The organism is Rhodovulum iodosum (genome assembly GCF_041020385.1).
In the GTDB taxonomy this organism is placed as follows: domain Bacteria; phylum Pseudomonadota; class Alphaproteobacteria; order Rhodobacterales; family Rhodobacteraceae; genus Rhodovulum; species Rhodovulum iodosum.
Map to the genome: position 1 here is coordinate 115,874 of NZ_JBEHHI010000001.1, position 11,466 is coordinate 127,339.

Below are 11,466 nucleotides of genomic sequence, written 5' to 3' on the forward strand. Positions count from 1 at the left end.
GATACTGGTACTTTTCGACCATGACCCGCGCTTCCGGCCCCGGCCCCATTCCCGCCTATGCGCTCTATGGCGAGCGTGGCGCCTTTCCCGACCTGCTCCATTGCGAACGCGTGTGGGAGCGGGCGCGCGTTCATGGCTGGCGCATCGCGCCGCACCGGCACCCGGATCTGCACCAGGTCTTTGTGCTGCAATCGGGCGAGGCCGAGATGGAGGTCGACGGCCAGGCCCGCACCCTGTCGCTGCCCTGCGCGGTCTCGGTGCCGCGGCAGGTGGTGCATGGCTTTCGCTTCGCGCGGGGCACCGAGGGGCTGGTGCTGACGGTACCGGTGACCGAGATCGCCGCCCTCACCCGCGACGCGCCCGAACTCGCGGCGCTCGCCCAGGCGCCGGCCTTCGTGGCCGCCACGCCCGCGCTGGCCGCGGCGATGGCGGCGATCCATGCCGAGCGGCTGGGCACGGGCTGGGCGCGCGCGCCGATGCTGCGCGCGCTGACGCTTCAGGCGCTGTGCCTGATCGGGCGCGCGGCCGACAGCGCCCGGCGCGGGACCGACCCCGCCCGTGCCCGCATCGCCGCCTTCGAGGCGCTGGCGCAGGAAAACCTGTCCGAGGGCTGGAGCGTCGCCGACTACGCCCAGGTGCTGGACATATCGCCCACCCACCTCACCCGGCTGTGCCGGCAGGTGACGGGCCAGCCGCCGCGCGCCTTTCTGCAGGGGCTGCTGGTGCAGGAGGCCAAGCGCCTGCTGGCCTATACCGCGCTCGACGTGGCCGAGATCGGCTATCGGCTGGGCATCGAGGACCCGTCCTATTTCTCGCGCCTGTTCAAGCGGCACACGGGGCGCTCGCCACGCGCCTTTCGCGCGCCCTATCGCGGCGCCGGCGACCCCGGCAATGCCCCGGTTCCGGCTTGAGTTGGCCCAAGTTTCATGATGCCCTGACCGAACGATGAGCCGAACAGACCTGATCCTGCGCTATGCCGGCTTTGCCGTGCTCGCCACGCTCGCCAATCTTGCGGCGCAGCGCGGGGTGCTGGCGCTGTGGGAGGGCGCGCTGGCGCTGCCGCTGGCGATCGGCACCGGCACGCTGGCCGGGCTGGTGCTGAAATACCTGCTGGATAAACGCTGGATCTTCGCCGACCGGTCGCGCGGCGCGGCGATGCATGCGCGCAAGTTCACGCTCTACACCCTGATGGGCGTCGCCACGACGCTGATCTTCTGGGGCACCGAGACGGCATTCTGGCTGATCTGGAAAACCGACCCGATGCGAGAGCTGGGCGCGGTGCTGGGGCTGGCCGTGGGCTATGTGGTCAAATACCAGCTCGACCGCCGCTACGTCTTTGCCCCGGCCACGCCCAGCGCGCCGGCCTGAGGCGCGGGATGCGCATCCTTGTGACCGGCGGCGCGGGGTTTCTGGGGGTCAACCTGATCCGCCATTTCCTGGGCAGGGGCGCGTCGCTGCGCAGCCTCGACCGCGCGCCGTTTTCCTATCCCGAGGCCGACCGGATCGAGGCGATGACCGGCGACATCCGCGATGCCGCCCTGCTGCGCCGGGCGCTTGGCGATATCGACATCGTGGTCCATTGCGCCGCCGCGCTGCCGCTCTGCCCGCGCGACGAGATCTTCTCGACCGAGGTCGAGGGCACCCGCGCCCTGCTGGCCGCCGCCCGCATCGCCGGGGTGGACCGCGTGATCCACATCTCGTCCACCGCCGTCTACGGCGTGCCCGACCACCACCCGCTGATCGAGGACGACCCGCTGATCGGCGTGGGCCCCTACGGCGCGGCCAAGATCGCCGCCGAGGCCGCCTGCGCCGAGGCCCGCGCCCAGGGCCAGTGCGTGCCGGTCCTGCGCCCCAAATCCTTCGTCGGGCCCGAGCGGCTGGGCGCGTTCGAACTGCTCTACGATTTCGCCTATCGCGGTCACAATTTCCCGGTTATCGGGCGCGGAGACAACCTCTACCAGTTGCTCGACGTCGCCGACCTGTGCGAGGCTATTGAGGCATGCGCAACCGGAGATCGGGCAGCGGTGAACGACGTGTTCAATGTCGGCGCAGAACGGTTCGGAACGCTCCGCGAGGGGTTTCAGGCGGTCCTCGACCGGGCCGGGCACGGCCGTCGCGTGATCGGCCTGCCCGCGGCCCCCGCCATATGGACGCTGCGCGGGCTGGAGGCGCTGAAGCTCTCGCCGCTTTACGCGTGGATCTACGAGACCGCCGGAAAGGACAGTTATGTCGGAATCGACAAGATCAAGGCGCGCCTCGGCCTCGCGCCGCGCTATTCCAATGACGAGGCGCTGATCCGCAATTACGACTGGTACGTGGCCCATCGCGACCGGATTGCCCGGGCCGCCGGCGTCACCCACCGCGTGCCCTGGAAAAGGGGGGCCCTCGGGCTGATGAACCTTGTTTTCTGATCTGAAGGCCGCCGGTGCCGTTCTGGTCATCGCCGCCGGGCTGGCCAGCGCCGCGCCCGCGCAATCGCCAGAGGTCCTGGCCGCCCAGCGCGACGCCTATGACGCCGTGCGCGCCAAGACCATCCTTGAGCTACAGCCCTTTCGAGACACCGCCGTCGTCGCGCTGAACGACGAGACGCCACTGAGCCTCGTGTCGGTCAACCCACGGATCAATGCATGGTTCGTGTTGCAGATCGGCCCCGAGGGCGGGCGGCAAGAGAGCTATCATCTGGAAAACCCGGCCCCGGCGCGGCGCAAGATCACGCTGGAGCCCGCGCCGGCCCCCGCGCTGGTGATCGCCGATGAAACCGGCACCAGCCGCTGCACCCCCTGGGCCGAGGACGGGCGCGACCTGGCCGCGGCGCGGGCCAGCGACCAACCCTTCGCGCCGCTCTGCGACGGCAAGCTCTACCTGCGCAACAAGGTCACCGGCGCACGCACCAGCCTGGAGGCCGCCGCCGAATTCCTGCGCGAAAACGTGGCCGGCGGCGAAAGCATCGTGCGCTTCGTGAGGCAGACGTTCTTCAAGGACAGCGAACTCGCCTCGGGCCCGGCGCTGGAGGCCAGGGGCGCGGGCCGGCTGGCGCTGGGCCCCGGCGGCGCGGCGATGGACGCCGCGGTCGAGGACCGCCCGGTGATCGCCACGCTGATGGATATCGGCCTCGACGGGGCCGAAACGGCGCGCATGACCATGGGGCTGTGGTACCCCGTCAGCGACCTGCCCGGCGTCTTTGCCAGCGCCATCCAGCCCCGGTCGATCGCGCGGTCGGTGCTGCGGGGGCCGGGAACGGCCAACGCGCTCGACGGCATCGAGGGGCGGGCCGATGTCTACCTCGTGGGGTTCGACCTCGGCCGGTTCGATCTCGGCTTTGCGCTGGGCACCGACCATCCCGGGCTCGGCTGGTCGCCCCGCCCGCCCGCCTCGGTCCGGCCGCGGGGGATGCCCGGGCCCGACGGGGTAAAGTCTGCCGCGCCGCTGGTGCGGCTGGGCATGGTCAACCCGGCGCTGGCGGACCGCACCGTCGCGGTCTTTACCGGCGGGTTCAAGCGCCAGCACGGCGCGTTCAAATGGGGCGATTACATCACCCTCAATTTCGGCACGCATTACGGGTTCGTCGAGCAGGGGACGATCTTTTCCAAGCTCCAGCCGCATCTGGCGACGCTTTACGTGCTGGATGACGGCACCATCGGCATGAAGACCTGGGAAGAGGCCGACAACGCGCTGCTGCCGCGCCTCCGCTTTGCCCGGCAAAACGGCGTGCCGCTGGTCGCGCCCGACCCCGAAACCGGGGAGAGCGTGCCCGCGCCGCTGGTCACCCGCTGGGGGCCGGGCAACTGGTCGGGTTCGGCCAAGGCCGAGCTGCGCACGCTGCGCGCGGGCGCCTGCATGAAGGAAAACGAAGGCCGGCGCTACCTGATCTACGCCTATTTCTCGACCGCCACGCCCTCGGCCATGGCGCGCACCTTTCAGGCCTATGGCTGTGACTATGCGATGCTGCTGGACATGAACGCGCTCGAACACACCTACCTGGCGCTTTACGTGGCGCGGGGCGGCAAGCTGCATGTTCAGCACATGGTCCCCGGCATGGCGCTGATCGACAAGAAGGCACGCGACGGCACGGTGATCCCGCGCTTTCTGGGGTATGCCGACAACCGGGACCTGTTTTACCTGACCCTGAAGGAGGGAGTGGAATGATCCGCGCGCTTGCCCTCGTCGCCGCCCTTCTCGCCGGGCCGGCCCCGGCCGAGACCCTGAAACAGCAAAACGAGCGCCTGTTTCGCCAGATCGAGGCGGTCCACGCGCCCAGGCCCGCGGAAATGGCCCGCCTGCGCGAGATCTTCGCGCGCTCGGGCTTTGTCGGCCAGGGCAACCCGGCGATCACGCGCCACCCGATGACCCCGGCCGAGTGCCGCCAGCGCATCCCCGGCGGCCCCGAGGCGTACGAGGACCGGCGCGCCACCCGCATCTGTGGCGACCGTTTCATGGTGCCGCTTTACGACCCGGCAACCCAGCGGCCCGAGGACGCCACCGCCTGTATCGACCAGTTCGAATTCCCCAACATCCCCTGTGCCTACCCCGTGGTCTGGGTCAAGGCCCGCGAGGCCGCCCAGATCTGCGCCGCGATGGGCAAGCGGATCTGCGACGCCCACGAATGGGAAGGCGCCTGCGCCGGCGCGCTGGAGCCGCCCGATTACCGCTTCGACCTCGGCTCGGTCGCGGCGATGCGCAGCTGGCACAACCGCAAATACGCGGCCACCAAGAGCTGGGCCTATGGACCGGCCTACAAGAAGGGCGTCTGCGCCGCGAACAGCGTGAAAAGCAGCAGTTGCGGCGGCGGCGGCTTCAACAGCTGCGGCTCGAACACCTACCCCGCGGGCAGCTTTCCGGGCTGCGTCAGCCCGCTTGGCATCTACGACATCCACGGCAACGCTGCCGAGCACATGAACCTGCCGATGGCCCCCGGCCAGATGGCCAGCCGCGGCAGCACCGAGCTGGGCGTGACCGAGATGAAGGGAAGCTGGTTCATCTTCGACCGCTACTACGCCCACCAGGACTGGTGCCGCTGGCGCGCGCCCTACTGGCACGGCAGCCGTGTGATGAGCACGGGCAGCCACGCGAATTACCACCTGGGCTTTCGCTGCTGCAAGACGGTGGAGTGAGGGCCCATTCGGCCGCACCCCAGAGAGTAGGGCAGCACCCGTCGGGGGGCGGGTCGGGCGCTGTCCGGGCTGACGCCCGGGCGCGACATCGTCCGGCGGCGCGCAGGCCACTTTGCCGGCCTGTTGCTTTTCCCGGTTCACATCCCCCCGCCCTCTGGGGCATAGGAGGCCCAAGACCGAACCCCACGCGAGAGAAACGCCCCATGCACGACATCCGCGCCATCCGAGAAGCCCCGGACGCCTTCGACGCCGCCCTGGCCCGCCGGGGGGCCGCGCCCGTCGCCTCGGATATCCTCGCCATCGACGCCGCGCGGCGGGAAAAGATCCTCGCCGCCGAGACCGCACAGGCCGAGCAGAACAAGGCCTCCAAGGAAATCGGCAAGGCCAAGGCCGCGGGCGACGAGGCCGAATTCGACCGCCTGCGCGCGCTGGTGGCCGACAAGAAGGCCGAGATCGCGGCGCTCAACGACGCCGCCAAGGCCGAGGACGCCCGCCTGCGCGATCTGCTGATGGGCCTGCCCAACCTGCCGCTGGACGATGTGCCCGAGGGCGAAGACGAAGACGACAATGTCGAGATGCACCGCTGGGGCACCCCCTGCGACTTCGCCTTCACGCCGAAAGAGCATTACGACCTCGCCGGCGTTCAGCCCGGCATGGATTTCGAAACCGCCGCCAAACTGGCCGGCTCTCGCTTCGTGGTGCTGAAGGGCGCGGTCGCGCGGCTGCACCGGGCGCTGGCGCAGTTCATGCTCGATACCCACACCACGGAAAACGGGCTGACCGAGGTCAACGCCCCCGTGCTGGTGCGGGAAGAGATGATGTTCGGCACCGGGCAATTGCCGAAATTCGGCGAAGACAGCTACCAGACCCGCGAGGGCTGGTGGCTGATCCCGACCTCCGAGGTGACGCTGACCAACACGGTCTCCGAGACGATCCTCGACGCGGCGGACCTGCCCCGCCGGATGACCGCCCATTCGCTGTGCTTCCGCTCCGAGGCGGGCAGCGCGGGGCGCGACACCGCCGGCATGCTGCGCCAGCACCAGTTCGAAAAGGTCGAGATGGTGTCGATCGTCGCGCCCGACGAGGGGCGCAATGAACTGGACCGCATGACGAAATGCGCCGAGGGCATCCTCGAACGGCTGGGCCTGCCCTACCGCACCGTGGTGCTGTGCACCGGCGACATGGGCTTCGGCGCGCGGCGCACCCATGACATCGAGGTCTGGCTGCCGGGGCAGGACAGCTATCGCGAGATTTCCTCGGTTTCCCTCTGCGGCGATTTCCAGGCAAGGCGGATGAACGCCCGCTTTCGGCCCGAGGGCGGCGGCAAGCCGGACTACGTGCACACGCTCAATGGCTCTGGGCTGGCCGTGGGCCGCTGCCTGATCGCGGTGCTGGAGAACGGGCAGCAGGAGGACGGATCGGTCACGCTTCCGCAGGCGCTGGCCCCCTGGCTTGGCGGCAAGACCCGGCTTTCCGCCGAAGGGGAGCTTTTGTGATGGACCCGATCAAGGCGGTCTTGGTCTTCTGCGCCACGGTTTTCTTCGTTCTGTCCCCGGCGCTGACGGGCGGCTTCGGTGGGTACGACGCCACGCAATTTCCGGTGCCCCAGGACGACCCGCCGGTGCAGCCCGCCGGCTATGCCTTCGCGATCTGGGGGCTGATCTATCTCTGGCTGCTGATCTCGGCCGGGGTCGGCATGTTCGCCCGCGGCACCGAACCGGCGTGGGAGCCCGCCCGCCTGCCGCTGATCCTGTCGCTCGGCCCCGGCGCGGCCTGGATCGGGGTGGCCTATACCTCGCCGATCTGGGCCTCGATTCTGCTGTGGTGGATGCTCGCCACCGCGATTTGGGCGCTCTTGCGCACGCCGCTGGTCGACCGCTGGACCTACCAGGCCCCGGTTGCCGTCTATGCCGGCTGGCTGACCGCGGCGGGCTGGGTGTCGGTGGGGCTCTTGGGCGCGGGCTACGGCATCGGGCCGGGCGAAACCGCATGGGCGGTGATCGCGCTTGTTGGCGCGCTGGTCACCGGGGCGGCGGTGCAGATCGCGCTGGACCGGGCGCCCGAATACGGCATCACCCTGATATGGGCGCTGGTGGGGCTGATCGTGGCCAACGCCACCGCGGCGCCGCTGGTGGCCTTCGCCGCGCTCGGCGGCGCGATGCTGATGGCGGTGCTGGCCTTCCGCGCGGCGACCTGAGCGCCAGGCAGTAATGCAAAAGCCCCCGGGGCGTCCCGGGGGCCTGGTCATGGCATGGGCCGGCCGGCGGCCCGGCGTGCGCTTACGCGTCGCCCAGAAGGCCCGCGTCCATCGCCGCGGCCAGTTCTTCGGCATCGACCACGCCATCGGCGTTGGCGTCGATCTCGGCGAACATGTCGTCTGTCAGGTCAGGATAGCTCTCGGCGATCTCTTCCATCGAGTAGACGCCATCGCCGTCGGTATCGGCCACCTCGGTCTGGGCAAAGGCGGCGCCGGCGGCCAGAAGGACCGTCGCGGCAAGGGTCGGAACGAACGTTTTCATTTGTTTTTTGCTCACTCCAGGGGCGGCCCCTCGGGCCGCCGCAGCGAAGGCTCTGTCGCCTCCAACTCGGCATCTGATCATTGCGCCGGCGCTTTGCAAGAGGTGTTTCACGGGCTGCGCGGGCCGGCCGGGCATGGATCGGCGGAAAAGCGCGCTTGCACGCGGCGAAGTCCCGAAAAACTTCTGAAAACAGAAGGCTACGGCCGGCACTATCCGTCGAGCGGCGGCTTGCCCAAATGCTTTCGCAGCCGGGAGGGCGTCGATTTCTTCCGCCCCTTGAACGGGTTCTTGTCGGACTGCGAGCGGAAGGTCAGCCGGATCGGCGTGCCCGGCATGTCGAAATCCTCGCGCAGCCCGCCGACCAGGTAGCGCCGGTAGCTTTCGGCCAGCTTTTCTGGGGCCGAGCACATCACCACGAAACCCGGCGGACGCGTCTTGACCTGGGTCATGTAGCGCAGCCGGATGCGGCGGCCGCCGGGCGCCGGGGGCGGATGCATCTCGACCATGCCGGCCAGCCAGCGGTTGAGCTTGGCCGTCGGCACCCGGCGGTTCCAAACGTCGTGCGCCCGAAGAACCGCCTCGTGGAGCCGGTCGAGCCCGCGGCCGGTCTTGGCCGAGACCGTGACCAGCGGCGCGCCGCGCAACTGCGGCAGGAGGCGGGCGAATTCCTCTTTCAGCTCGCGCAGCTTTCCCTGCCGGTCGGTTTCCAGATCCCACTTGTTGACGGCGACCACCACCGCGCGCCCCTCGCGCTCGGCCAGGTCGGCAAGGCGCAGGTCCTGCTGCTCGAACGGGATCTGCGCGTCCAGCAAAATCACGACGACCTCGGCGAATTTCACTGCGCGCAGCCCGTCGGCGACCGACAGCTTTTCCACCTTGTCCTGCACCTTGGCCTTCTTGCGCATGCCGGCGGTGTCGAAAATCCGGGTGGGCGTGCCCTGCCAGTCGAGCGTCAGCGAGATCGCGTCGCGGGTGATGCCGGCCTCGGGGCCGGTCAAGAGGCGGTCCTCGCCGAGGATGGCGTTTATCAATGTCGACTTGCCCGCGTTGGGCCGGCCGACCACGGCCACCTGAAGGGGGCGCGCGGCGGTGGGCGTGTGCGAGAGGCCGGTCTCGCCCTCTTCATCGACGTCGATATCGGTCGGGGGCGCCTCTTCCTCGGCGGCCTGCGCCTCGGCCGCCTCGATCAGCGGCATGAGGATGGCGTGCAGCTCGCCCATGCCCTCGCCATGCTCGGCCGACAGGCGCAGCGGCTCGCCCAGGCCCAGCGCGTATCCCTCCAGCACGCCGGCCTCGGCCGCCGTCCCCTCGGCCTTGTTCGCCCCCAGGATCACATGGGCCGAGCGGCGGCGCAGGATGTCGGCAAAGACCTCGTCGGCGGGCAAGACCCCGGCACGCGCGTCGATCACGAAAAGGCAGGCATCGGCCATGTCGACGGCGCGCTCGGTCAGCTTGCGCATCCGGCCCTGAAGGCTTTCGTCGGTGGCCTCTTCCAGGCCCGCGGTGTCGATCACGGTGAATCGCAGATCGCCCAGCCGCGCCTGCCCCTCGCGCAGGTCGCGGGTCACGCCCGGCTGGTCGTCGACCAGCGCCAGGCGCTTGCCGACCAGGCGGTTGAACAGCGTGGACTTGCCCACGTTGGGCCGGCCGACGATGGCCAGGGTGAAACTCATCTCAGGCTCCGGGTGTCGCTCAAGGCGCCTGCCCTACACCATCGCGCGCCTAGCGGAAAGCGTGGAGTTGGCCCTTGGCCGAGACGACGTAGAGCGTGCCGCCGGCCACCACCGGCCGCGTGCTGGCCCCGCCCGGGATCTCGACGGTGGACAAAAGCGCACCGCTGTTCGGGCTGAACGACCGGATCAGCCCGTCATCGGAGGCCACGATCAGCCGCCCGCCGGCCAGCACGGGCCCGTAATGGGCAAAGATCGCCTTGCGCCGGCGCACCCTCTCGCGCGTGTAATAGGGCAGATCGACATCCCAGACGGTCTCGCCGCTGCCCGCGTCGAGGCGCACCAGCTTGCCCTGATCGGAAATCAGGAAAACGGCGCCGGCCACCGGCAGTACCGCGCCGTAGGCGCCGTGTTCGGCCGTCCAGATGCGTTCGCCCGAGCTGGCCTTCAGCGCCACGGCCCGGCCGCTCTGGTTGCCGGTATAGATCGTGTCGCCATCGATCACCGGGTCGGCGGTAATGTCGGTCACCGTGGCATAGACCCGGCCCCGCCGCTGGCCCGAGACCGCGGCCGACCAGACCCGCACGCCGCTTTGCCTCAGCGTCGCCACCAGTTCGGACGAGGCGAAGGGGAAGACCGCCAGCCGGTCGCCCACCGCGGGGGCCGCGCCGCCCACCATGCCCGAGGGCGAGGGCGTTCCGGGCAATTGCCATTGGACGCGCCCGTTTTCGGCCTTGATCGCCCAGGCGCGGTTGTCGCGGCTGACCACGTAGACCAGCCCGTCGCGGTAGGCCGGCGCGCCGGTCACCGCGGCGTCGGTGCGTTGGCGCCACAGCTCGGCCCCGGTTTGCGGATCGAGCGCCACCAGCGCGCCGAACCCCGTGGTAGCGAAAAGCCGCCCGTCGCCATAGGCCAGCCCGCCGCCGGTGGCATCGGAGTTACGCTCGGAGACGGGGGTGAGGTCCTGCGACCACAACACCTGGCCAGCGGTCGAGACGGCGCTCGCCCGGCTGCGGGCGTCCAGCGTGAAAACACGCCCCCCCGCGACCACCGGATCGGCGGTGATACGGTAGCGCCGGCTGTCGCCCGCGCCGATGCTGGCCCGCCATACATCGCTCAGCCCGGCGCCCAGCGCGGAATGGCGCGCGCGGTGTTCGGGGCCGCCGCCGACCTGCGGCCAGTCGGCCCGCGCCTCGACGGGCGGCAGGGCGATCGCGGTATCGCGGGCGGCGGCGTCGAGCGGCGCCGTGGCGTCCTCTGCGACAACGCCTGGCAGCGCCTCGCGCACACCCAGGCGCTCGCCCGGCAGGATCGTTTCGCGTTGGCCGCAGGCGCTCAGCACCGCCAGCGCCGCCATCGCCGCGACAAGCCCGCTTCGTTTCACTCGGCGTCTCCCCTGCTCAGCCCGCGCCCGTTCAGGCGCCGTCGGGCGTGCCGCCCAGCGCCACCATCAACTGCGTTGCCCGCTGACGCAAGCCCGCCGACAATTCTGATGCCTGCAGGATCTCGTTCAGACGGGCGATGGCCTGCTCGCGCTCGCCGGTCTCGACATCGATCAGGGCCAGTTGTTCCATCGCCAGCAGGCGGAAGGGCTGGCCCGGCGCGGCCAGCGGCTCCAGCACGTAGCGCCGCGTCTCGGCGGGCTGGGCATCGCCTCGCAGGGACACTTCCTTGATCGCGGCAAGCTGTCGGTAGAGCTCGGGCACCTCGGTATTGACCGACAGCGCCGCGAGGCGCTCGGCCGCGGCCGCGCGTTCGCCCGCTGCGGTCTCTTCGGCCGCGGTCAGCAGCGCCTTGAGCGCAGCCGCCCGCCCCGGTGCCTCGACCGCGTCGAGCGCGGCGATGCGCGCCTCGGCATCGCCCTTGTCGAGCGCGGTGTAAAGCGCGTCGCCCAGCGCGCGGGCCTCGGCCGTCTCACGGGACTTGCGCCACTCGTTATAGGCGGCACCGCCCACCAGCAGCAGCACCAGCAGAACCGCGATCCAGCCATAGCGGCGGATCAGCGCGAACAGCCGGTCCCGGCGGACCTCTTCGGTCACCTCCTCGATAAAGCTGTCGGGATTGCTCATGCGGGCCTCACCTAGCGGATTGCGCCCCATCTAACGCAGACCCCGCCATATTGCCAAGCCCCACTGTCGCAGCCGCGCCACGCGACCGCTGGCGCGG

11 protein-coding genes are annotated in these 11,466 nt (G+C 70.1%); 7 read left to right on the forward strand and 4 right to left on the reverse strand.

The annotated features are described in order from the left end of the window. The first annotated feature begins 20 nt into the window (after positions 1-20). The 7 genes from Ga0609869_RS00550 to Ga0609869_RS00580 all read left to right on the forward strand — a co-directional run bounded on the left by Ga0609869_RS00550 (position 21) and on the right by Ga0609869_RS00580 (position 7,308). Positions 21-911 carry a helix-turn-helix domain-containing protein gene (locus Ga0609869_RS00550; protein WP_170168779.1) on the forward strand — a complete coding sequence of 297 codons (891 nt, stop codon included), beginning with the start codon at positions 21-23 and terminating at the stop codon, positions 909-911. Between the two features lie 34 nt (positions 912-945). Beyond that, entirely contained in the window at positions 946-1,368 is a 423-nt protein-coding gene (locus Ga0609869_RS00555; protein WP_125404036.1) for a GtrA family protein, read from the forward strand. Between the two features lie 8 nt (positions 1,369-1,376). Continuing rightward, entirely contained in the window at positions 1,377-2,411 is a 1,035-nt protein-coding gene (locus tag Ga0609869_RS00560) for an NAD-dependent epimerase/dehydratase family protein (RefSeq protein ID WP_125404037.1), read from the forward strand. After that, positions 2,401-4,146 (forward strand): hypothetical protein, encoded by a 1,746-nt coding sequence (locus Ga0609869_RS00565; RefSeq protein ID WP_125404038.1) that lies wholly within the window; start codon positions 2,401-2,403, stop codon positions 4,144-4,146. Before Ga0609869_RS00560 ends, Ga0609869_RS00565 begins: the two co-directional genes overlap by 11 nt. Then, on the forward strand, positions 4,143-5,111 hold the full coding sequence (locus tag Ga0609869_RS00570) for an SUMF1/EgtB/PvdO family nonheme iron enzyme (protein WP_125404039.1): 969 nt from the start codon (positions 4,143-4,145) through the stop codon (positions 5,109-5,111). Before Ga0609869_RS00565 ends, Ga0609869_RS00570 begins: the two co-directional genes overlap by 4 nt. Positions 5,112-5,314: 203 nt before the next feature. Then, positions 5,315-6,607: a serine--tRNA ligase gene (gene serS / locus Ga0609869_RS00575; RefSeq protein ID WP_125404040.1), complete on the forward strand. Its 1,293-nt coding sequence runs from the start codon at positions 5,315-5,317 to the stop codon at positions 6,605-6,607. Continuing rightward, a complete protein-coding gene (locus Ga0609869_RS00580; RefSeq protein ID WP_211336792.1) occupies positions 6,607-7,308 on the forward strand; it encodes a TspO-related membrane protein in 702 nt (233 codons plus the stop codon). Before serS ends, Ga0609869_RS00580 begins: the two co-directional genes overlap by 1 nt. 82 nt (positions 7,309-7,390) lie before the next feature. Here Ga0609869_RS00580 and Ga0609869_RS00585 read toward each other — a convergent pair whose 3' ends face one another. From Ga0609869_RS00585 to Ga0609869_RS00600, 4 genes are all read right to left on the reverse strand, one after another. Continuing rightward, complete coding sequence (locus tag Ga0609869_RS00585) at positions 7,391-7,630, reverse strand: EF-hand domain-containing protein (RefSeq protein ID WP_125404042.1); 240 nt, start codon at positions 7,628-7,630, stop codon at positions 7,391-7,393. 209 nt (positions 7,631-7,839) lie between these two features. Continuing rightward, positions 7,840-9,303 (reverse strand): ribosome biogenesis GTPase Der, encoded by a 1,464-nt coding sequence (gene der / locus Ga0609869_RS00590; RefSeq protein WP_125404043.1) that lies wholly within the window; start codon positions 9,301-9,303, stop codon positions 7,840-7,842. Positions 9,304-9,352: 49 nt separating this feature from the next. Next, positions 9,353-10,684, reverse strand: coding sequence for an outer membrane protein assembly factor BamB family protein (locus tag Ga0609869_RS00595; RefSeq protein ID WP_245972172.1), 1,332 nt, complete (start codon positions 10,682-10,684; stop codon positions 9,353-9,355). A gap of 31 nt (positions 10,685-10,715) precedes the next feature. After that, complete coding sequence (locus tag Ga0609869_RS00600) at positions 10,716-11,369, reverse strand: hypothetical protein (RefSeq protein ID WP_125404044.1); 654 nt, start codon at positions 11,367-11,369, stop codon at positions 10,716-10,718. Positions 11,370-11,466 lie beyond the last annotated feature (97 nt).

Excerpts from the sequence above, each read along its gene's own strand:
- Ga0609869_RS00550 (WP_170168779.1), top strand. The coding sequence starts at position 21 with ATGACCCGCGCTTCCGGCCCCGGCCCCATTCCCGCCTATGCGCTCTAT.
- Ga0609869_RS00555 (WP_125404036.1), top strand. The coding sequence starts at position 946 with ATGAGCCGAACAGACCTGATCCTGCGCTATGCCGGCTTTGCCGTGCTC.
- Ga0609869_RS00560 (WP_125404037.1), top strand. The coding sequence starts at position 1,377 with ATGCGCATCCTTGTGACCGGCGGCGCGGGGTTTCTGGGGGTCAACCTG.
- Ga0609869_RS00570 (WP_125404039.1), top strand. The coding sequence starts at position 4,143 with ATGATCCGCGCGCTTGCCCTCGTCGCCGCCCTTCTCGCCGGGCCGGCC.
- serS (WP_125404040.1), top strand. The coding sequence starts at position 5,315 with ATGCACGACATCCGCGCCATCCGAGAAGCCCCGGACGCCTTCGACGCC.
- Ga0609869_RS00580 (WP_211336792.1), top strand. The coding sequence starts at position 6,607 with ATGGACCCGATCAAGGCGGTCTTGGTCTTCTGCGCCACGGTTTTCTTC.
- Ga0609869_RS00585 (WP_125404042.1), bottom strand. The coding sequence starts at position 7,630 with ATGAAAACGTTCGTTCCGACCCTTGCCGCGACGGTCCTTCTGGCCGCC.
- der (WP_125404043.1), bottom strand. The coding sequence starts at position 9,303 with ATGAGTTTCACCCTGGCCATCGTCGGCCGGCCCAACGTGGGCAAGTCC.
- Ga0609869_RS00600 (WP_125404044.1), bottom strand. The coding sequence starts at position 11,369 with ATGAGCAATCCCGACAGCTTTATCGAGGAGGTGACCGAAGAGGTCCGC.